15 protein-coding genes are annotated in these 21,124 nt (G+C 68.9%); 7 read left to right on the top strand and 8 right to left on the bottom strand.

Annotated features, from left to right (window positions below; translation table 11 throughout):
- Nucleotides 1–438: 438 nt before the first annotated feature.
- Nucleotides 439–1,221, bottom strand: a complete 783-nt coding sequence (locus L324_RS26265) for an alpha/beta fold hydrolase (protein WP_037314188.1) — start codon at nt 1,219–1,221, stop codon at nt 439–441.
- 197 nt (nt 1,222–1,418) lie between these two features.
- Here L324_RS26265 and L324_RS26270 point away from each other — a divergent pair, with 197 nt between their 5' ends.
- Nucleotides 1,419–2,372, top strand: coding sequence for a helix-turn-helix transcriptional regulator (locus L324_RS26270; protein ID WP_037314191.1), 954 nt, complete (start codon nt 1,419–1,421; stop codon nt 2,370–2,372).
- A 132-nt stretch (nt 2,373–2,504) separates the two neighbouring features.
- Here the strand turns inward: L324_RS26270 and L324_RS26275 are convergent, their stop codons facing one another.
- Nucleotides 2,505–3,137 carry a TetR/AcrR family transcriptional regulator gene (locus L324_RS26275; protein WP_037314193.1) on the bottom strand — a complete coding sequence of 211 codons (633 nt, stop codon included), beginning with the start codon at nt 3,135–3,137 and terminating at the stop codon, nt 2,505–2,507.
- Between the two features lie 49 nt (nt 3,138–3,186).
- On the opposite strand from L324_RS26275, the gene L324_RS26280 reads away from it, so the two are divergent.
- Nucleotides 3,187–4,677 (top strand): flavin-containing monooxygenase, encoded by a 1,491-nt coding sequence (locus L324_RS26280; RefSeq protein WP_037314196.1) that lies wholly within the window; start codon nt 3,187–3,189, stop codon nt 4,675–4,677.
- A 51-nt stretch (nt 4,678–4,728) separates the two neighbouring features.
- On the opposite strand, the gene L324_RS43715 is transcribed toward L324_RS26280, so the two are convergent.
- From L324_RS43715 to L324_RS26290, 3 genes are all read right to left on the bottom strand, one after another.
- On the bottom strand, nt 4,729–4,980 hold the full coding sequence (locus L324_RS43715) for a hypothetical protein (RefSeq protein WP_235783652.1): 252 nt from the start codon (nt 4,978–4,980) through the stop codon (nt 4,729–4,731).
- An 81-nt stretch (nt 4,981–5,061) separates the two neighbouring features.
- Complete coding sequence (locus L324_RS43720; RefSeq protein WP_235783653.1) at nt 5,062–5,481, bottom strand: hypothetical protein; 420 nt, start codon at nt 5,479–5,481, stop codon at nt 5,062–5,064.
- 4 nt (nt 5,482–5,485) lie between these two features.
- Nucleotides 5,486–6,076 (bottom strand): papain-like cysteine protease family protein, encoded by a 591-nt coding sequence (locus tag L324_RS26290; protein WP_037314198.1) that lies wholly within the window; start codon nt 6,074–6,076, stop codon nt 5,486–5,488.
- A 297-nt stretch (nt 6,077–6,373) separates the two neighbouring features.
- On the opposite strand from L324_RS26290, the gene L324_RS26295 reads away from it, so the two are divergent.
- The 3 genes from L324_RS26295 (at nt 6,374) to L324_RS26305 (ending at nt 12,422) form a co-directional block, all read left to right on the top strand.
- Nucleotides 6,374–9,214, top strand: a complete 2,841-nt coding sequence (locus L324_RS26295) for a LuxR C-terminal-related transcriptional regulator (RefSeq protein ID WP_235783654.1) — start codon at nt 6,374–6,376, stop codon at nt 9,212–9,214.
- Between the two features lie 172 nt (nt 9,215–9,386).
- Entirely contained in the window at nt 9,387–10,856 is a 1,470-nt protein-coding gene (locus L324_RS26300) for a trypsin-like serine protease (protein WP_037314201.1), read from the top strand.
- Between the two features lie 27 nt (nt 10,857–10,883).
- Nucleotides 10,884–12,422 carry a S8 family serine peptidase gene (locus tag L324_RS26305; RefSeq protein ID WP_037314204.1) on the top strand — a complete coding sequence of 513 codons (1,539 nt, stop codon included), beginning with the start codon at nt 10,884–10,886 and terminating at the stop codon, nt 12,420–12,422.
- A gap of 81 nt (nt 12,423–12,503) precedes the next feature.
- On the opposite strand, the gene L324_RS26310 is transcribed toward L324_RS26305, so the two are convergent.
- Together L324_RS26310 and L324_RS26315 are read right to left on the bottom strand one after the other, a co-directional pair.
- A complete protein-coding gene (locus L324_RS26310; protein ID WP_051174104.1) occupies nt 12,504–12,935 on the bottom strand; it encodes an HPP family protein in 432 nt (143 codons plus the stop codon).
- Nucleotides 12,932–13,444 carry a carboxymuconolactone decarboxylase family protein gene (locus L324_RS26315; RefSeq protein ID WP_037314207.1) on the bottom strand — a complete coding sequence of 171 codons (513 nt, stop codon included), beginning with the start codon at nt 13,442–13,444 and terminating at the stop codon, nt 12,932–12,934. The genes L324_RS26310 and L324_RS26315 overlap by 4 nt, the downstream gene beginning before the upstream one ends.
- Nucleotides 13,445–13,542: 98 nt before the next feature.
- On the opposite strand from L324_RS26315, the gene L324_RS26320 reads away from it, so the two are divergent.
- Together L324_RS26320 and L324_RS26325 are read left to right on the top strand one after the other, a co-directional pair.
- Nucleotides 13,543–14,094 carry a TetR/AcrR family transcriptional regulator gene (locus tag L324_RS26320; RefSeq protein WP_037314210.1) on the top strand — a complete coding sequence of 184 codons (552 nt, stop codon included), beginning with the start codon at nt 13,543–13,545 and terminating at the stop codon, nt 14,092–14,094.
- Nucleotides 14,095–14,300: 206 nt separating this feature from the next.
- Nucleotides 14,301–20,672: a DUF7927 domain-containing protein gene (locus tag L324_RS26325; RefSeq protein WP_037314213.1), complete on the top strand. Its 6,372-nt coding sequence runs from the start codon at nt 14,301–14,303 to the stop codon at nt 20,670–20,672.
- A gap of 19 nt (nt 20,673–20,691) precedes the next feature.
- Here the strand turns inward: L324_RS26325 and L324_RS26330 are convergent, their stop codons facing one another.
- Nucleotides 20,692–21,102: a RidA family protein gene (locus tag L324_RS26330; RefSeq protein WP_037314215.1), complete on the bottom strand. Its 411-nt coding sequence runs from the start codon at nt 21,100–21,102 to the stop codon at nt 20,692–20,694.
- Between the last annotated feature and the right edge of the window lie 22 nt (nt 21,103–21,124).

The raw sequence follows: 21,124 nt of genomic DNA on the forward strand, positions 1-21,124 counted from the left end.
GTGCTGGTCGGGGGAGTTGTCTCGGTTCTGGGCTGTTGCCGAAATATGGCCACGGCGTGGTCGCGTGGGCAGGTCTCCTTGGCGTCTCGTCCTGACGAACGGCCGCACCACCCCGTTGCCGAAATGTGGCAACGATTCACTGCCGGAGACGGCCTCCTTGGGCACGGCCTGGGACGGGCAGGTTCGCCGAGTGCGGTCCTGCCCAGGGGGGAGCTGTCGCAGTTCTGCGCCGTTGCCGAAATATGGCCACGGCGCGACCGTGCGGCTAGGTCTCCTCGATCTCTCCTCCCAACGAACCGCCCCACCACCCATTGCCGAAATACGGCGACGATTCACTGCCGGACAAGGGCTCCTCGGAAACCTGCAGGAATTCGGGTCGCCAGGCCTGCCGCGCAGCCGGGACCAGTCGTTGCCGAAAAACGACAATCCCCAGACCGCCTAACCCAAGAACTCCCTCACCAGCATGCTCGACTCAGGACGACATTCGTCGAAGTAAGCATGCCTCGCACCGGCAAAGACATGCATCCGCGCACCAGGGATTCGTCCCGTCAGCAAAGGCGCGTTCGCGGGCGGAGCGAGCACGTCGTCATCTCCGTGAAGCACCAAGGTGGGCGCGGTGATCCGCGGGAGCACGTCCCACGCGTCGTGCGTGTTGCTCGCCACGAGATGACCGCGGACGGCGTGCGGCGGCATGCCGTGGGCGCCGAGGACGGTGTAGGGCCCGGGGTTCGCGGCCCGCCAGGCGGGCGTGTACATCATGTCCTCCAGCGCTTCCCGCGCTTCGGCCGAATGCCGTTTCGCGAGGGCCAGGCGAACGTCGTTCGTCCGCTCGACACCGTGTGCGCCGCCCGGCGAGGTGCAGCCGAGGACGAGCCGCCGGACCCGGCCGGGGTGGCGAGCGGCGAACCATTGGGCGACGCGGCCGCCCATGGAGGTGCCGTAGACGTCGGCTTCGGCGACGCTGAGCCCGTCCAGGACGGCGAGCACGTCGTCCGCGAAAAGCGTGGTGGAGTAAGGAACATCGGGTGCGTCGCTGGCCCCGGTGCCGCGGTAGTCCATGGTGATCGTGCTCGGGAAGTCCTCGCGCGTGCGGTTCCACCACGTGTGGTCGTTGGCCTGCCCGGCCAGCAACACGAGCGGCCTGCCCGTGCCGTGCCACTGGTAGGCCAGGCGCGTACCGTCGGCGGCGACGGCGTGGCCGGTGCGGGGGAGCGTGCTCATCCTTCTCCTGTTCGGTCGTCCGGGACGGGCCCGATGGCTACTCTCCCTCGTGCCCGGCAGGGGGGATCCACCGGGCGCGGGTGAGCTATTCCGACCAGCCGGGTGACGCCGTCTCGGTCTGGCAGTGCCCGCCACCCGGCGGTAGCGTTCCGGATGGCCGGTTTCGTCACGAATGAGCGTGAAGGAGTCGTGGTCCCGTGCACGAACCGACGGTGACGGAGTTCGCGACCACCGATCCGGAACAGGCGCGCGCCCTGATCGCCGACGCCTACCGCGACAACAGGTTGCGCGTCCGGGGCACCGTCGAGAACTACCGGTTCGAGCACAAACGCTGCGACATCGGCGACGTGCAATTCGACTTCCTGCACAACACGCTGACCACGGAGGTCGTCGTCCAGCCGCTGGGCCGGGTGGTCCTGCTGCGCGTGCTGGGCGGGGAGATCGAGATCGACGACGGCATCAGCGACCGCAGGCTGCGCACCGGCGACGTGTTCGCCGGCCCGCACCCCGGCCAGGGCTACCGGACCGGGATGCACGGCACGCGTCTGCAGGTCACCGGGATCGACCTGGGCCTGTTCACCGGAAACGACCCCTCGCAGGACGGCAGGACGGTCGAGCGGCTCTGCTACGAACCGGTGAGCCCGGAGAAGGCCTTGCGCTGGCGCCGGACGGTCGAGTACGTCACCGAGCTGTTCTCCGACCCGGACGTGGAGAGCGGCCCCTTGGTGCTCGGCGCGGCAGGGCGGCTGATGGCCGCCGTGGCACTGGACACCTTCACCGCGGTCACCGGCGACGTCCGCCCCGGCGACCGCAGGGACGCCGTCCCGGACGCCGTGCGCCGCGGAATCGCCTTCATGGAGGCGAATCCGGACCTCGACCTCGGCGTGGCCGACATCGCCCGCGCCTGCCGGGTCTCGGTACGCGCGCTACAGCTGGCGTTCCGGCGGCATCTGGACACCACCCCGATGGCCTATCTGCGCAAGGTCCGGCTGGACCGGGTCCGGGCCGAACTCCGCGCGGCCGACCCCGGCGACGGCGTGACGGTGACCCGGGTCGCGGCGAACTGGGGTTTCCTGGGCGGAAGCCGGTTCAGCGCGCAGTACCGCGAGGTGTTCGGCGAATCGCCCGGTCAGACCCTGCGCGGGAGCTGACCCTTCGTTTTCGTCGGTACGGGCCTGCGTTTTCGCCGCTAGACGACCGCGTCCGGGGCGGGTTCCATGGATTCGGCCACCAGTGTGCCGAGACCCCGCTTGCTGGTGTGTCGTAACCGGACCGGCCGGTCCCTAACCAGGCGCCGCGATCCCGTCGTACATGACGCGGCGGACGGCCCTGCTCATCGCGGCCTGTCCCGACGGCGACGGGTCGCGCAGACCGGACAGGATCGACGCGAGGATCATCCCGTTGATCGCCCGCGCGGTGGCGTCGACGTCCAGGTCCGCGTGCAGGTAGCCGAGGTGGACGCCGTGGTGGAGATAGCCCGCGGTCAGTTCCGCGGCGGTCTCGTAGAAGTCCAGCACCCGCTCCCGCATCTCGGCGTCGATGCCGGCGGCCTCGAGCAGGAGGAACCGGGCCATCCGCGGATCACTGCCGAAGATCTGGGCGAGCGCGTCGCCGATCCTGGCGCTCTGCTTGCGGTATTCGGCCAGGCTGCTGACCGCGTCCGGCGCGTTGTCCGCCGCCAAGGACGCCACCACCTTCTCGACCAGGTCCGTGATGACGTGGTCGACGATGTCCCGCTTGTTCTGGAAGTACCGGTAGAAGGTGCCGTGCCCGATGCCGAGGCGCGCGGCGATGTCGGCGATCCCGGTCGCGTGGTAGCCGCGTTCGGCGAAGCAGTCGAAGGCGGTCTCCACGATCTCGCGCCGTAGTTCCTGCTTCTTCCGTGCGGCCCTGCTGACCGGGGTCTCCGTCGTCATGCCGGTCAGCTTATTGCCTCGACCGGCGATATGACATACCGTTCCGGAAATGACACGTCATTCCGCACAGTACGACGCCGTCGTCGTCGGAGCCGGTTTCGGCGGGATGGGCGCGGCGATCCAGCTCAACCGGCTCGGCTACGACAACCTGCTCATCCTCGAACGCGAGTCCGATCTCGGCGGCACCTGGCATGTGAACCACTATCCCGGCCTGGCCGTCGACATCCCCTCGGCCACCTACTCGTACTCGTTCGAGCCGAATCCGCACTGGTCGCGACTGTTCGCGCCGGGGGCGGAACTCAAGCGGTACGCCGGGCACGTCGCGGACAAGTACCGGCTGCGGCGCTACATGCGCTTCGGGACCGTGGTCACCGGAGCCGTCTGGGACGAGGCGAACGCGTGCTGGACGGTGTCCCGGGAAGGCGACGAGCCCGTCACGGCGAAGTACCTCCTGACCGCGACAGGATTCCTTTCCCAGCCCAAGAAGCCCGACATCGCCGGGATCGATACCTTCGGCGGCAAGGTCATCCACACCACCGACTGGGACGATGGCTACGACCTCACGGGCAAACGGGTGGCGGTGATCGGCACCGGCGCGACCGCGGTCCAGCTGATCCCCGAGATCGCGAAGATCGCGCGGGAACTCACCGTGTACCAGCGGACCCCGATCTGGGTGAGCCCCAAACTGGACTTCCCGGTACCCAAGGCGGTCCGCCGCGCGTTCGCCGGCGTCCCGCTCACCCAGCGGGCCGCCCGGCTGACCGGGACGGCGTTGCTCGAACTGATGATGGTCTCCGGTGTCCTGCACTACAAGCAGCTGCCGATGGCGAACCGGCTCGGCAAACTGTGGTGCCTGGCGCATCTGCGCCGCCAGGTACGCGATCCCGGACTGCGCGCGGAACTGACGCCGCGGTATTCGTTCGGCTGCAAGCGCCCGACGTTCTCCAACGAGTACTACCCGGCCTTCACCAAGGACCACGTGCACCTGGAGACGACGTCGATCGCGCGGATCGACGAGACGGGGATCGAGACCGCCGGCGGCGGGCGGCGGGACATCGACGTCCTGGTGCTCGCGACCGGATTCGACCTCTGGGAGGCCAACTTCCCGGCGATCGAGATCATCGGCCGCGACGGGCGCGATCTCGGGAAGTGGTGGCGGGAGAACCGGTTCCAGGCCTACGAGGGGGTCGCGATCCCGAAGTTCCCCAACTTCATTTCGCTCAACAGTCCTTATTCCTACTCTGGACTGTCCTATTTCACCACCATCGAGACGCAGATGAGGCATATGGACCGGCTCTTCGGCGCGATGCGGCGGCGCGGCGCGACCGAGTTCGAGGTCACCCAGGAGGCCAACGACGCGTTCCTCGACCGGATGACCGCCCGCCTCGGCGATTCGATCTTCACCCTCGGGAACTGCGCCCCGGCGAACAGCTACTACTTCAACCCGCACGGGGAGGCGACCCTGCTCCGCCCGTCGTCGACCTTGAACGCCATCAAGGAGGCGGGGAGTTTCCCCATCGAGGACTACACCTTCGCCTGACCGGCAGGGGCCGGGATCCCGCGCGATCCCGGCCCCGTTCGTCGGTACCGCTTACTGCTTGCGGAGCCGGAGCGTGACGGCCGCGCCCGCCGCGGCGAGGAACACCGCGCCGATCGCGTAGGGCCACCACGGCACCGAGTTGTCGCCCACCGGCGGGGCCCCGTAACCGCCGGCGGCGCCGGTACGGTCGTAGGTCGAGCCGGGCAGCTTGTCGCCGTAGCGGCTTTGCAGGGCCTGACGGTAGGCGGCGAGCGTCATCTTCTCGCCGGTCTTCGCCACCGACGATCCATCGAGGACGGTCACGGTGTCCCCGTCGACGGCGTACCAGGCTCCGGCCTGCGGTTCGCTCAGGAGATAGCCCTTGCCGGTCAGCGCGCCGAGGCGCTACTCGATGTCACCCGAGGCGACGTTGAACACCGACCAGCCCGAGCCTTCGCGCTGGGACCACAGGGTCGCCGCGTTCCCGTTGCCCAGGGTGGCGGGCACGGCGACATAGGCGAGTTCGGCGGGCGCGCCGGGAGCCCCGGCGATGAAGGCGGCGGTCGGCTGATAGACCGCCACCGGCGTCCGCGGATCGGCTTTGGCGGTCCGTGCGGCGATGGCCGTGTCGGCCTTGGCCGCCCCGGGGAAGACCGCGTTGGCGAGCCGTTGGGTGGTCGCGTCGCTGGTGACCACTGTGGACACCGCGGCGAGATCGGCCGCGGTGGGTGCGCCGCTGGGGGCGTCGGCGGCGGACGCCTGGCCGCCGAGCGCGAGCGACAGTCCGAGAGCGAGGATCGTGGCGCCGAGGAAGGTTCGCTTCATGGTTTCAGTCCTTGATCCCGTAGACGGTGTGGGTCCAGGTGAACGAGTTGTTGGACCGGTAGGCGCTGTAGCTCATCTGGTTGTAGCGGGGGCTGGAACCCCACGGGTCGCCGTAGTAGACCGTCGTCGCGCCGTTGGTGTTGTCGTAGCCGTAGAGCACGTGCATGTGGCCGCCGCCGTTGCGCCAGCCGATCCGGGTGCCGATCGGCTGCCGGGCGTCGACCTGGCTCTTGATGGTGGCGAAGCTCAGCGTCTGGCCGGAGGAGTTGTAGGTGCCGACATTGCTGAACCCGAGCCACCGGAACACCCGCTGCTGGTCGCTGAGGTAGCCCTGGTTGTTGGCACAGTCCGTGCCGGACTCGTTGTGCGCCACCTGGCAGAACTTCGTCTGGGACAGGGAGTATCCCCACCAGGCGGCGATGGTGTTGCCGCTGGCGTCCCAGCACCAGTTGCTCTTCTCCTGCGCCTGCATCTGGATCGGGATAGTGGTGGCCGCCGTGACCGCGGGCACCGCGGAGGCGGGCGCCTGCAGGGCGACCATCGCGGCGACACCGGCGCAGACTGTGGCCAGTCCGCGCCTTAATGAGATTTTCACCGTGGGGACACTCCTAACTGGATGGTCGTACGCGGTAACAGAGGGATACTGCGAACAGACTGAGATTCACCCTCAAGTGGTATCCGTGGCAAGGCGCGCTGCAATACCTAAGGGTCCGTATTGCGAAGGCGGGCGCGTGAGCCGCCGGGTCGCCCCACAGGTCGGCGTGATCCGTTCGAGTTAACGGCCGGCGGAGAAGGTGACTCCGGTGGTGTGGACCAGCGGAAAGCGGGCGGAACCTGGTCACTGTTCGTGTTCCCGCCTTTCGGCGGGTGTCCGATCGGTATGGTCCGGGACATGCCGACGATCGGTGCGGCACCGGTGTTCGTGGCCCGCGACACCGAATTGGCCGAACTGGTGCGTGTCACCGCGAACCCGCCGTCGGTCGCCGTCGTCGAGGGCGAACCGGGTGTGGGCCGGAGCAGACTGCTCGAAGAACTGGCCGCGCAGCCCGGGATCGTGTCGCGGGTGGTCTGGTCCGCCCGCTGTGGTTCCTTCGCCCGGCCGTGCCGGCTGGCCCCGCTGGTCGACGCGCTGCTCGGACGGAGCGACGTCGCCGCCGCCCACGCGGCGGGTTTCTCCCCGGTGACCGGCGTCCTGCGGCGACTGATCCCCGAATGGTCGCCGTGGCTGCCGCCGTTCCCGGCGAACGCGGACGCCGGGACCGTCCGGCAGCAGGAGTTCCGCGCCGTGCGGGAGGTCTTGACCGGCTGCGGCGCGGCGGTCCTCCTCCTCGACGACGTCCACGCCGCCGACGACGACACGTGGGAGTTCCTGCGCGGGCTGGCGGCCTCCCCGGCGGCCGCACTGAGCGTGGTGGTCAGTTCGGCGGCGTGCGGACCGCGGAGATTCCCGCCGATAAGGGAGATCGACGCGCATCTCTCGCTCGCGGCGTTCACCCCGGCCCAGGTGCGGACGCTGCTGGACGCCTCCTTCGGCCGTTGCGCACCGGATTTCGCCGAGGCGGCGCACCGTCGGACATCCGGGATCGCCGTCGACCTGACGGCCTTGGTACAGAGCCTCGGGGACACGGCCGAGGCGCTTTCGGTCGAAAGGCTGGCTTCGGCGACCGTGCCGCCGATCGTGCGGAGCCGGGTGGCCGGACTGACGGCCGCGATCGGGGAGTCCGCGCGTGACGTCGTCTGCGCGGCCGCGGTGCTCGGATCCCCGGCCGGGGAAGCGGATCTGGGCGCGGTGGCGGCGGTGCCGTCCAGGGAGATCTCCGGCGCGGTCACCGAAGCGGTCGAAACAGGACTACTGCGTGATCTCGGTTGTGGCCGGTACGTCTCGGGAAGCCCGTTGAGCGCGGAAGCGGTCTACGCGCTGCTGCCCGGTCCCCAGCGGTGCGCGATGCACGGCCGCGCCGCCGCCCGGCTCGCCGCCGTCGCCGAACCGACGGCGTCGCTCATCGCCCGGCACGCGCGGCTGGCCGGTGAACTCGCGGCGTGGACACAGTGGACCGGCGTCGCGGTCGACAAGGCCATCGAAGACGGCCGCACCGAGGAAGCGAGCCGTCTGCTCGAAGCGGCGTTGCGGGACGCGGACCTGCCGAGGAGCGCGCGTGAGTCGTTCGCCGTGCGGCTCGGGCGGGAGCTGCCGCGCAGTATCGCCCACGCGGGCACGGTCCGGCTGCTGCGGGAGATCCTGCGCGAATGGCCGTTGAGCAAGGCCGCGCGGGGCGAGATCAGGGTCCACCTCGGCCAGGTGCTGATCAACCAGGTCGGCAAGGTGGAGGCGGGCAGGCTCGAGATCGAACTGGGCGCGGCCGACCTCGGCAGACGGCAGGCGCTGCTCGCCAGGGGACTGGTCACCTTGGCGCTGCCGCATATCGGGACGGTCCCGGTCGAGGAGAACCTGCGCTGGCTCGACCAGGCCGAGCAGGTGAGCAAAGGGGAGCACGACGCCGGGCTGCTCGCCGCCATCGCCGCGAACCGGCTTTCGGCGCGGATGCAGGTCGCCGATCCGGAGGCCTGGCAGGACATCGCCGATCTGCCGCTGGCCCCGGAATCGGCCGAGGTCTGCCGTCAGGTGGCCCGCACCTACGTCAACCTGGCCGACGCGGTGGCGTGGAACGGGCACTACCAGGTCGCGCGGGCCTATCTCGCGACCGCGCGGCGGCTGATCCGCGACGACCATCAGCCTTATCTCGACGCGCTGGCCGACGGCACCGAACTCCGGCTGGACCTCGCGGTGGGGGAGTGGTCGAGCGTCGCCGAGAAGGCACGGGCGATGCTGACCCGCGTCGACGGCGACAGTTCACTGGCCGCGGAACCGTTGCTGGTACTCGGCTGGTACGAGTACGGGCAACACCGGCCGGCGGCGGCACTGCGCAGTTTCGACGCGGCGTTCGCGCTTTCCGCGGGCAGCGTCCCGGTGCAGGCTTCGGCTTACGCGGGCCGCGTCGCGGTCCATCAGGCAGGCAAGGACCTCCAGGCCGCCCGGCGGCTCGCCGAGTACGGGCTGGAGACCGTGCGCCGCAAGAACAACTGGGTCTGGGCGGCCGAGCTGATGCCGTTCGCCGTGCACACGATGCTCGGCCTGGGACAGCTCGTGGAGGCGAGGGAGCTGCTCGCCGAGTACCGGCAGGGCATAGACGGCAAGGACGCGCCGATCGCCAACGCGGCGGCGCTGCTGTGCCGGGGCATGCTCACCCAGGCCCGCGGTGAGACGCTCGCCGCCGGTGAGCTGCTGCTCGGCGCGGCGCAGGCCTACCGGGTGCTGCCTCTCCCGTATTTCGCCGCCTACGCCGACGAACTCGCGGCCGGATGCTTCGCCGAAACCGGGGAGCGGGAACGCGCCGTCGCCTCCTTCACCATCGCGGAAACGGCGTACGCGAAGCTCGGCGCCGCCGTGGACGCGCTTCGCTGCCGCCGGTCGCTGCGGCGATGCGATCCGGAAATGCCGCGGCGCGGGCGCAGGGGGTACGGCGAGGCGCTGTCGCCGAGGGAACTCGAGGTCGCCCGGCTCGCCGCGCGGAACCTCACCAACCGGGAGATCGGCGAGCGGCTGTTCCTTTCGCCGCGGACGGTCGAAATCCACATCGGCCGGGCGCTGCGCAAACTGGGACTGCCTTCGCGGACGGTGCTGACCGAGGAGTTGATCCGGGACGCGACCGGCGACGGTTCCAAAACCGCCTGATTCATTCCCTAAGGGCCCGTATTCCTCGATTCGATGGGTAAGTCGCGAAGAAGTCGCAGGTAGGGACCGCTTTCTTTAAATGGGGGCATGGTCGCCGAACTCCACTATTGTTCCGTTTCCGCCGCCGATCGACAGTTGTCGGGCAGTCGCGATTTCCCCGAAAGGAATCACCGTGAGCAGAAAACGGATCTTCGGCGTGGTCACCCTGACCATGGCCGCGCTGGCCCCGGCCGGCATCGCCGGTGCGGTGTCACCACATGCCGTCCCGGCCGACCCGCCTCGCGCCATCGCCCCGACCGACGCCGCGCCCATGCCCGAAGGCGGCGTCCACACGCAGAGCGTCGGCGGGGTACCGGCGTCGGTCAAGGACTACCCGTATGCCATCGCCGCGCTCCGGGAGGGTGGTTCGCGGCCGAGGGGGCAGAGCTGCTCCGGTTCCGTCATCGCGCCGCGGAAGGTCCTGGTCGCGGCCCACTGCAGGGAACTCGCCGGGGAGAAGAGTGTCCTTTATGGACTCGACGATCTGAAGAGCGCGGGCGGCACTCAGCTGAAGGCCGTCGACTACAAGATCCACCCCAGGTTCACCCAGCCCTGGAACGGTTACGACGTCGCGGTGATCACCGTCGACGGGGACATCCCGGTCCCGCCCGGCGGTTACGCGAAGGTCGCCACCTCCGCCGACACCGGCTTGGAAACGCCCGGCAAGGACGGCTTCAGCCTCGGCTACGGCAAGAAGGACGTCGACGACTCCACCCAGGACGTCACGCTGCACAAGCTGACCTTGCCGATCGTCACCGCGAGCCAGTGCACCGGCGTGGAGAACGGCGTCGACCCGAAGACGATGATCTGCGCCGGATATTCCGACGGCCGCAAGACCATCCTGCCCGGCGACAGCGGCGGCCCGTTCGTCGTCGGCGGGAAGGTCGTCGGCGTGGCTTCCTGGAGCCGCAGCGACTTCCACTGGTACAGCGTCTACAGCAGGCTCAACAACGACATGGGGGACTGGGTCGCCGAGCAGATCGGCGGCCAGCAGCCCGGTGACACCTTCACCCTCGCCGCGTCACCCTCGTCGGTGCGGGTCCTGCCCGGCAAGTACGTGTCGGCGAGTGTCACGAGCAAACCGGGCAAGAACGGTGCCGAAGACGTCACGCTGTCGGCTTCGGGACTGCCCGAGGGCGCCAAGGCCACGTTCCAGCCCGCCACGATCAAGGCGGGCGAGGTGGCGAAACTGACCATCGAGACCGCCTCTGGCACCCCTGAAAAGGCTTACCAGGTCACGATTTCCGGGAAGGGCACGACCGACACGGCCACGGCGGCGCTGTCGCTCACCGTCGGGACCGGTGAACCTCCGGCCGGCGAGCTGAAGGTGACCGTGAACCCGTCGTCCGGTTCCGGACGTCCGGGTTCGCTGGTGAGCGCCACCGTCACCGCGACCGGCGGCAGCGGCGCGATCACCTTGTCCGCCACCGGACCCGGATTGCCGATCAACCCGTTCTTCTCGCCGCAGAGCGTGTCCAGCGGCGGCAGCTCGACCATGCAGGTCTTCGCGCCGTACCAGCCGGGCACGTACCCGGTCACGGTGACCGCGAAGGACGGCGCGGGCAAGACCGCGACCACCACGTACACCCTCACCGTCCAGTGATCTTCGCCGAAACAGAGGTGATCCGCCATGCGTGACAAGACGAAAACCCTGCTGGCGCTGGGCTTGTTGAGCCCGCTGCTCGCGCTCGGGGCCGGAACGGCGGTCGCGGCCGATGCCGAAGGCACCGTGATCCCCGCCAAGGAACACTACGGCGACCAGTACATCGTCGTCCTCCAGGACGTCGCCGCGGCCGGGCAGTCCGCCTCGGCGGACCTGGCCAAACGGTACGGCGGCGAGGTCCGCTCGGTCTGGACCGCGGCCGTCCGCGGCTTCTCGGCCAAGGGCATGACCGCGAAGGAGGCGCGACGGCTGGCCGCGGACCCGTCGGTCAAGGCGGTCTACGAAGACGGCACCGCCCGCGGCACCGGTACCCAGCAGAACCCGACCTGGGGGCTGGACCGGGTCGACCAGAAGAGCCTTCCGCTCGACAAGGCCTACACCTATCCCAACGAGGGCACGGGCGTCACCGCGTACGACCTCGACGGCGGCATCAATCCGTCGAACCCGGAGTACGAAGGCCGGGCCAGTCTCGGCAAGGACTTCTTCGGTGGCGACGGCAAGGACTGCAACGGCCACGGCAGCCACACCGCCGGCACGATCGGCAGCAAGACCTTCGGCGTCGCGAAGAAGGTCAAGATCGTCGGGCTGAAGGTGCTGGGCTGTGACAACTCCGGGCCGGATTCCGGCATCATCGACGCCGTCGACTGGGTGACGGCGAACGCGCGGAAACCCGCCGTGGCGAACATGAGCCTGACCATGGACGCCGCCGGCGTCGGGGACGACGCGGTCAAACGGTCGATCGCCTCGGGCGTCGTCTACGGCGTGGCGGCGGGAAACGCCTCGGCCGACGCCTGTAACACCAGCCCGGCCCGGGTGCCGGAGGCGATCACGGTCAACGCCTCGGACTCCGCGGACAACCGGTCGTCGTTCTCCAACTACGGAAGCTGCACCGACATCTTCGCGCCCGGTACGAACATCACGTCACTGAGCCCGGGCGACGGTGGCTCGGCGGGGATGAGCGGAACCTCGATGGCGACGCCGCACGTCGTCGGCGCGGCCGCGCTCTACCTGTCGGCCAACCCGGGCGCCACCCCGCAACAGGTGCGGGACGCGCTGGTGAACGGCGCGACCGCGGGCGTCATCAAGAACGCGGGCAGTGGTTCGCCGAACAAGCTGCTCAACGTCTCGTTCATCGGCAGCGGTGGCCCCGGACCGGTATGCGGGGCCAAGTCGAACACCACGCCGGTGCCCATTCCGGACGCCGGGGCCGCGGTGACCAGTTCGGTGACCCAGGAAGGCTGTGACGGCAAGGCTTCCGCGTCCTTGCCGGTCAAGGTGGACATCTCGCACACCTACAGCGCGGACCTCGTCCTCGACCTGATCGGGCCGAGCGGCAAGGCCTACCGGCTCAAGAGCGCCGGCGGTGTCGGCTCGGCCGACGGGGTGCACACGACGTTCACGGTCGACGCGTCCGGTGAGGCGGCCAACGGCACCTGGAAGCTGAGCGCTCAGGACGTCTACAAGTTCGACACGGGCAGCATCGACGGATTCGGTATCACCTTCTGAATCCACTGAGACTCGCCGGCAGGGCGGGGAGGGAGAACGGAGGCGGGGCCGCACGCGGTCCCGCCTCCGTCCTGCCTGATGTCATGCCTGGGCTGCCTTCGCCGTGAACCGGGTGCGGAGGAGTATCGCGACGGCCAGTGCCGCGGCCGCCCCGAGCAGGAACACGCCGGTGGGCAACGGCTGCAGGACCATCAGGCAGCCGGACGCGACGGCGGGTGGATGCACCACCCGGAACAGCAGCATGGCGCCGAGTCCGGCGGCCGCCGCGACCGCGACGGCCACCGGGCCGGGGGCCAGCAGGAGCGCGGTGATCGCGCCACCCAGTACGGCGAGCGCGTGACCGCCGAAGACCGCGGCCGGCCGGGCGGACGGCAGGGCCGGATTGGCGAGCACCAGTGCCAGGCTGGCGGCGAGCGGGGCCGACGCCGCCGGGCCGATGCCGGAGCCGATCCCGGCGGCGGCCACCCCGCCCGCGCCCACCGCGGTCAGCAGGATCGGCAACGCGTGCTTCACGACGTGACCTCGGGGAAGTCCAGGTCGGGTTCGGCGACGTGGTTGAAGTAGTTGGACAGCACGTTGAGCGCGATATGCGCGACCACCTCGGCGACCTGCGCGTCGGTGACCCCGGCGGCCCGGACCTCGGCCAGCCGCTCGTCGGGGATCCGGCCGCGGTGGGCCAGTACGGCGTCGGCGAGCCGGAGCACGGCGCGGGTGTGCGGGTCGGGACTTTCGGCCTCGCGGGCGCTCGCCAGTTCGGCGGCGGGGATGCGCATCTTCTCGCCGCGGAAGGTATGCGCGGCGAGGCAGTAGCCGCATTCGTTGCGCTGCGCGGTGAACAGCGCGAGCAGTTCTCGTTCCCGCGCGGTCAGTTCGCCGCGGGTGAGGGAATCGCGCAGGGCGAGGTAACCGCTCAGCGCGGCCGGGCCGTTGGCCATCGCGGCGTAGAGGTTGGGCACCCGGCCGAGCTGGGCCTGGACGTCGGTCAGCAGCGGATGCTCGGTGAGCTGGGGGATGCGGGGCACGAGAACTCCAAACGGTACTGGTCTGTTCCGAACGAGACGGTACAGGTCTGTTCCGTCTTTGGTCAACCAATTCGGTACAGAGTGGTACTGTTTTGGATGTGGGAACCCGAGCGCGCGAGCGACTGCTGAGCACGGCCGAAGAGCTGTTCTACGCCGAGGGTGTCCGCGCGGTCGGCATCGATCGCATCCTGGACGAGTCCGGTGTCGGCAAGGCGTCGCTGTACCGGCATTTCCCGAGTAAGGACGCGCTGGTCGAAGCCGTCCTGCGGGAACGGGACCGCACCTGGCGGCAATGGCTCTCCGACACCGTCGACGGCTACCGCCTCGATCCGGCGGACCGGGTCCTCACGGTCTTCGACGCGCTCTTCGAACGCTTCTCCCGCAAGGACTTCCGCGGCTGCGCCTTCATCAACACCATGGTGGAGACGGCGGATCCGTCGAGTCCCGTGCACGCCGTCGCGGCCGAGCACAAGGTCGCGCTGACCGGGTATCTCGCCACTCTGCTCGCCGACGCGGGCCGTCCCGATGCCGGTGAACTGGCCGCGCAACTCGTCCTGATCGTGGACGGCGCGATCGTGACCGCGGTCCGGGAGAACTCGCCGGACGCGGCCCTGCGCGGCAAGTCGATCGCCGCCGCCCTGCTGCGCTGAATCGTCCGTTGTGGACGGTTCGGTGAACACCGTTTTCATCACCCGTCCGGGGGTTTGTCCCCTCCCAAGGGGGGTGTATCGGCAGGACACGGGCGGTCCCGGTTGCCGTCGATGATCATGCCGACACAGGATGACCGTCATCGGAGCTCGCTGTCCCCGTCGTCCTCACCTGGGCCGACTGGAGCGAGGGGTGAGGCGGAGGCGGCATGGCGGAACGTCGTGGGCGGAATCGGTGGCGCCGGGGCATGGCACTGCTCACGGTGATCGTCGTGGCCCTGCTGATGGGCGCTCCGCTGCCCGCGGGCGCCCAGACCCAGCCGCGAGGGGCCGGAACCGAACGGCCGATCGGGCCGGAACCGGTGTACTCCGGGCTCGCGCACGGTGGCATCACGATGGCCGCCAACTCCGTCGTGCAGTGCGGCGTCGGCGTGGTCTGCAACGAGTCCGCGAGCAACGCGAGCGCGGTGTCGTGGATCAAGACCGATCCGGCCGCCCCCGGTAACACCGCCTCCGCGGCGAGTCTGAGTGTCCCGGCCGGAGCGAAGGTCCTCAACGCGCGGCTGTACTGGCAGTTCAACCCGGTCGCCAGCAGCGGGACCTCCGGTGACGGAAGCAAGGGCAACCAGGTCTCGATCAAGGCCCCGGGATCGAACGCCTACCAGCGGATCACCGCCGAGACCTACGACTGGTTCCCCGCGACCACGACGGGCGGCACCCCGACCCTGTACGCCTACGGCGGCGCCGCCGACGTCACGAGCCTGGTGACCGGCGCCGGGGCCGGGCAGTACACGGTCGCCGACATCCAGGCCTGCCAAGGCCAGTCGATCAGCCGGACGAACCTCGGGTGCTGGGGTGGCTGGTCCTTGGTGGTGGCCTACGAACTGCCCAGCGAGCCGCTGCGGTACCTGCAGGTCTGGGACGGGATGCAGGTGGTCGCGGGCGGCAGCACGCCGAGTTCGGCGACCATCGCGCTCAGCGGCATCAAGGCACCGACCTCGCGTCAGCCCGACGTCGAACTCGGCATCGTCGCCGGTGACGGCGACGCGCCCATCACCGGCGACTACCTCCAGGTCGGCCCGAACGCGTCCAGCCTGCAGACGATCGCCATGCCCGCGCCGGGCGGCGTGGTGACCGACAACGCCTTCAGCAGCCGCATCGACCAGGTCACCGCCTCCGGTACCGGTACGAACGTCACCTCACGCACTCCCAATCCGGTGAACAACGTCGGGTACGACGCCCGCAGTATCGACATCACGGGCAAGGTCCCCGCGGGGACCACCGCGCTCCAGGTGAAGATCGGGACCGTCGGCGACGCGCTGTACCCGCAGACGATCTGGCTCGTCACCGACGCGCTCGAACCCGATCTGCAGATCACCAAGGCCAACGACCCGGTCGGCAACACCGACGACAACCCGCCGGGATACGTGACCAAGGGCAGCGATGTCACCTACACCTTCGACGTCGCCAACCGGCACGCCGACGGCAGCACCACCGACCTCGACACCGCGACCGACGTGGTGCTCACCGACACCCTGCCCGACGGCGTCACGTTCGTGGCCGGGTCCAATCCGGACTGTTCGGCCGCCGGTCAGGTGGTCACCTGCCGCCTGAGGAACCTGGCCGCGGGGCAGTCGCAGAAGGTGGCCTTCAAGGTCACGGTCGGCGCTGCGGTGCCGGACGGCACCAAACTCGACAACACCGGGAAGCTGACCTTCCGCGGCGAGGACACCGGCCGCCCGCAGGAACGCACGTCCAACACCGTGCGGAACACCGTCGCCTCGCCGGGGTACCAGCTGACCAAGTCGGTCGACCTCGCCGAAGCGGTCCCGGGCGACACCCTGACCTACCAGGTGACCCTGCGGAACACCGGGGTGATCCCGGTGCCCGCGCTCACGGTGCGCGACACGCTGCCGCCGGGGACGACCTACGTGTCGTCCAGTCCCTCGAAGGGCACGGCGTCCGGTAGCGGTCCGATCGACTGGGCCGTCGACGGTCTCGCCGTCGGGGAGACGGCCACGCTGACCGTGCGCGTGAAGGTCGAAGAAGCCGCCATCGGCCAGGAACTGGTGAACCGCGCGACCGTCCCGACCGGACCGCCGCCGGTGGTCCCGCCGGACAACCGCTGCCCGGACGATCCCGCCGCGGCCTGCGCGAAGACCAAAGTGCCCTCACCGTCGTACACGGTGACGAAGACCGCAGACAAGGACTCCGCGAATCCCGGTGACACCGTGCGGTACACGGTCACGATCGCCAACACCGGGAAGGTGACCGCGGCGGACCTCAAGGTCGTCGACGACCTGACCGGGGTACTGGACGACGCGGTCTACCAGAACGACGCCGCCGCGACGCCCGGCTCCGTGTCCTATGTGGAGCCGAAGCTGACCTGGACCGGCACGCTCGCGGCCGGGAAGAGCGCCGAGTTCACGTACACGGTGAAGGTGAAGAGCCCGAACACCGGCGACAACCGGTTGAAGAACGTGGTGACGACGGAGACGCCGGGCGGGAACTGCCCGCCGGGTTCGACGGATCCGAAGTGCGGGACGACGACGCCGGTGTCGGGGTTGCTGATCGAGAAGTCGGTCGACAAGGCGTCGGCGAATCCCGGTGATGTCGTGAAGTACACGGTGACCGTGCGGAACACCGGGCAGACGAAGCTTTCCGGGGCGACGTTCACCGATGATCTGACCCAGGTTCTCGACGACGCGGATTACCGGAACGACGGGGCCGCGACGATCGGCGGTGTCACCTACGCGGCGCCGAAGCTGACGTGGACGGGCGACCTCGGCGTCGGTGAGACATCCACGGTGACCTACACGGTGAAGGTGAAGAACCCCAACACCGGCGATAACCAGCTCAAGAACGCCGTGTCGTCGGAGACGCCGGGTGGCAACTGTCCGCCGGGTTCGACGGATCCGAAGTGCGGGACGACGACGCCGGTGTCGGGGTTGCTGATCGAGAAGTCGGTCGACAAGCAGTCGGCGAATCCCGGTGACGTGGTCAAGTACACGGTGACCGTGCGGAACACCGGACAGACCAAAGTGGACGGTGCCACGTTCACCGACGACCTCACCCAGGTTCTCGACGACGCGGATTACCAGAACGACGGGGCCGCGACCATCGGCGGCGTCACCTATGCGGCGCCGAAACTGACGTGGACCGGCACCCTCGACATCGGCCAGACGTCGACGGTCACATACACGGTGAAGGTCAAGAACCCGAACCCCGGTGACAAGAAGCTGTCCAATGTGGTCACTTCGGAAACTCCCGGTGGCAACTGCCCTCCTGGCAGCACGGATCCGAAGTGCGGGACGACGACTCCGGTGTCCGGGCTGACGATCGAGAAGTCGGTCGACAAGCAGTCGGCTAATCCGGGTGACACGGTGAAGTACACGGTCACGGTGACGAACACCGGCCAGACGAAGCTTTCCGGGGCGACGTTCACCGATGATCTGACGCAGGTTCTCGACGACGCGGATTACCGGAACGACGGGGCCGCGACCATCGGCGGCGTCACTTACGCGGCACCGAAGTTGACGTGGACCGGTGATCTCGACATCGGCCAGACGTCGACGGTCACGTACACGGTGAAGGTCAAGAATCCCAACACCGGCGACAATCTGCTGAAGAACGTGGTGTCGTCGGAGACTCCGGGTGGGAACTGCCCGCCCGGCAGCACTGATCCGAAGTGTGGCACGACGACTCCGGTGTCGGGCTTGAAGATCGAGAAGTCGGTCGACAAGGCGTCGGCGAATCCCGGTGACGTCGTGAAGTACACGGTCACGGTGACGAACACCGGTCAGACCAAGTTGACCGGGGCGACCTTCACCGACGACCTGACGGAGGTTCTCGACGACGCGGACTATCAGAACGACGGCGCGGCGACCATCGGCGGTGTCACCTACGCGGCACCGAAGCTGACGTGGACCGGTGATCTGGACCTCGGTGCCACCGCGACGATCACGTACACGGTGAAGGTCAAGAGCCCCGTCCCGGGCGACAAGAAGCTCATCAACACCGTCACCTCCGAAACCCCGGGCGGGAACTGCCCGCCGGGGTCGACCGATCCGAAGTGCGGAACCACGACCCCGGTTTCGGGCCTGAAGATCGAGAAGAAGGTCGACAAGCAGTCGGCCGACCCCGGCGACACGGTGAAGTACACGGTCACCGTCACCAACACCGGTCAGACCAAGGTGACCGGGGCGACCTTCACCGATGACTTGACGCAGGTTCTCGACGACGCGGACTACCAGAACGACGGTGCCGCGACCATCGGCGGCGTCACCTACGCGGCACCCAAGCTCACGTGGACGGGTGACCTCGGCGTCGGCGACACGGCGACGGTGACCTACACGGTGAAGGTGAAGAAGCCCAACACCGGCGACAACCGGCTCAGGAACACGGTGACTTCGGAGACGCCGGGCGGGAACTGCCCGCCGGGCTCGACGGATCCGGAGTGCGGCACGGACACCCCGGTGTCGGGCCTGGAGATCAAGAAGACGGTCGACAAACAGTCCGCGAATCCGGGCGACGTCGTGAAGTACACGGTCACGGTCACGAACACCGGCCAGACCAAGCTGGACGGCGCGACCTTCACGGACGACCTGACCCAGGTGCTGGACGACGCCGACTACCGGAACGACGGCGGCGCGACGATCGGCGAAGTCACCTACGCGGAGCCGAAGCTGACCTGGACGGGCGACCTCGGCATCGGCGAAACGGCCACGGTGACCTACACGGTCAAGGTGAAGAACCCGGGCGACGGTGACAAGAAGCTCGTCAACGCCGTCACTTCGGAGACGCCGGGCGGGAACTGCCCGCCGGGCTCCACCGATCCCGACTGCGGGACGACGACCCCGGTTTCCGGGCTGCTGATCAAGAAGACCGCCGACAAGAAGTCGGTCGATCCCGGCGACACGGTGAAGTACACGATCACCGTCACCAACACCGGGCAGACCATACAGGACGGTGCGTCGTTCACCGACGACATGACCCAGGTCCTGGACGACGCCGACTACCAGAACGACGGCGCGGCGACCATCGGCGGCGTCACCTACGCGGCACCGAAACTCACCTGGACCGGCTCGCTGGACATCGGGCAGACCTCGACCATCACCTACACGGTCAAGATCAAGAACCCGAACCCCGGTGACAAGAAACTGTCCAATGTGGTCACTTCGGAGACGCCGGGCAACAACTGCCCGCCGGGTTCGACCGACCCGAACTGCGGCACCGACGTGCCGTCCCGGGAACTGACGGTGAAGAAGACCTCGGACAAGCAGAGCGCGAACCCGGGCGACGTCGTCACCTACACCGTCACCGTCACCAACACCGGCAAGGTCGATCTCGTCGGCGAGGACGCCGCGCGGGTCACGGACGACCTCTCCGAGGTGCTGGACGATGCCGACTACCGGAACGACGCCACGTCGGCACCGGTCGCCGGGGTGTTCGCCTTCACCGCGCCGAACCTGGTGTGGGCGGGTGATCTCCCGGTCGGGGCGTCGACCACGCTGAAGTACTCGGTGCAGGTGAAGAACCCGGTCACCGGCGATCACGAACTGCGGAACACCGTCAGCACCAACACCCCGGGCACCTGCCCGCCGCAGTCCGACGACCCGGCGTGCTCGACCGTCACCCCGGTACCCGGTATCTCGCTGGAGAAGAAGGCGGACAAGGCCACGGCGAACCCGGGCGACGTCGTGAAGTACACGGTGACGGTCCGCAACACCGGCAAGACCAAGCTGACCGGCGCGACCTTCACCGACGATCTCACCGAGGTCCTCGACGACGCGGTGTTCCAGAAGGACGGTGCGGCGACGATCGGCGAGGTGACCTACACGGAACCGGAACTGACCTGGACCGGCGATCTGGAGATCGGGCAGACCGCGACGGTCACCTACAGCGTGAAGGTGACCAAGACCGACGGCGACGGCAAGCTGACGAACGTGATCACCTCGGACACCCCCGGCGGGAACTGCCCGCCGGGCAGCAAGGATCCGAAGTGCGGGACGACGACGCCGGTGTCGAGCCTGAAGATCGAGAAGACGGTGGACAAGACCGAGGCCAAGGCGGGCGAGGTGGTCACGTTCACCGTGACGGTCGAGAACACCGGCCAGGCCACCGTGGACGACGCCATGTTCACCGACGACCTGACCCAGGTTCTCGATGACGCCACCTTCGACGGCACCGCGAAGGCGAGCATCGGGGCGGTGACCTACTCCGCGCCGAAACTCACCTGGAAGGGCAAGCTCAAGCCGGGGGAGAAGGCCACCGTCACCTACGCGGTCACCGTGAAGTCGCCTGTGCGCGGCGACCATCGGCTCCGCAACGTCGTCACCTCCGACACGCCGGGCGTCAACTGCCCGCCCGGTTCGGCGAACCCCGATTGCGGGACGGACACCCGGGTCCCGCCGGAGCCGCCGACGCCGGAGAAGCCGAACCCGCAGCCGCCGGCCACCCCGCGTCCGCCCGGTCTGGCGGTCACCGGTTCGCCGGTGAGGACGATGACGGTGCTGGCGCTGGGCATGCTGGCCATCGGGGCGCTGCTGCTCCTCGCCGGACGGAGGCGCCGGGAGTCCTGACCGGCCGCCGGGCCGGAACTCAGCGTCGGGGTACCGCGATCAGCGCTTCGACCTCGACGACGAGTTCCGGCCTGGCCAGCGCCGCGACCACGATCAGCGACTGGGCCGGCCAGTCCGCCTCGGGGTACCAGCGGGTGAAGGTCTCGCGCATCGCCGTGCGGAAACCGTCGAGGTGCTCGGTGCCGGACAGCATGCTGAAGACCTTGACCAGGTGTTCGGGTCCGGCGCCGGAGGCTTCGAGGAGCCGTTCGAGGTTGGCGAGCAACGCGCGGGTCTGGGATTCGGCGTCGGGTCCGGCGAGTTCGCCGTCGGGAAGCAGGCCGATCTGGCCTGCCACGACGACGAGCTCGTGATCGGCGGGAACGCGGACCAGGTGGCTGTACGCGCCGATCGGCGCCGCGACGGACTCCGGATTCCAGCGCTGGATCATCGATTCCCCTGTTCGCTCGACG

Source organism: Amycolatopsis orientalis DSM 40040 = KCTC 9412, assembly GCF_000478275.1.
Lineage (GTDB): Bacteria > Actinomycetota > Actinomycetes > Mycobacteriales > Pseudonocardiaceae > Amycolatopsis > Amycolatopsis orientalis.

Coding starts and splice junctions, on each gene's coding strand:
- L324_RS26265 (WP_037314188.1), bottom strand. CDS start 1,221: ATGAGCACGCTCCCCCGCACCGGCCACGCCGTCGCCGCCGACGGTACG.
- L324_RS26275 (WP_037314193.1), bottom strand. CDS start 3,137: ATGACGACGGAGACCCCGGTCAGCAGGGCCGCACGGAAGAAGCAGGAA.
- L324_RS26330 (WP_037314215.1), bottom strand. CDS start 21,102: ATGATCCAGCGCTGGAATCCGGAGTCCGTCGCGGCGCCGATCGGCGCG.
- L324_RS26280 (WP_037314196.1), top strand. CDS start 3,187: ATGACACGTCATTCCGCACAGTACGACGCCGTCGTCGTCGGAGCCGGT.
- L324_RS26295 (WP_235783654.1), top strand. CDS start 6,374: ATGCCGACGATCGGTGCGGCACCGGTGTTCGTGGCCCGCGACACCGAA.
- L324_RS26305 (WP_037314204.1), top strand. CDS start 10,884: ATGCGTGACAAGACGAAAACCCTGCTGGCGCTGGGCTTGTTGAGCCCG.
- L324_RS26325 (WP_037314213.1), top strand. CDS start 14,301: ATGGCGGAACGTCGTGGGCGGAATCGGTGGCGCCGGGGCATGGCACTG.
- L324_RS43720 (WP_235783653.1), bottom strand. CDS start 5,481: ATGAAGCGAACCTTCCTCGGCGCCACGATCCTCGCTCTCGGACTGTCG.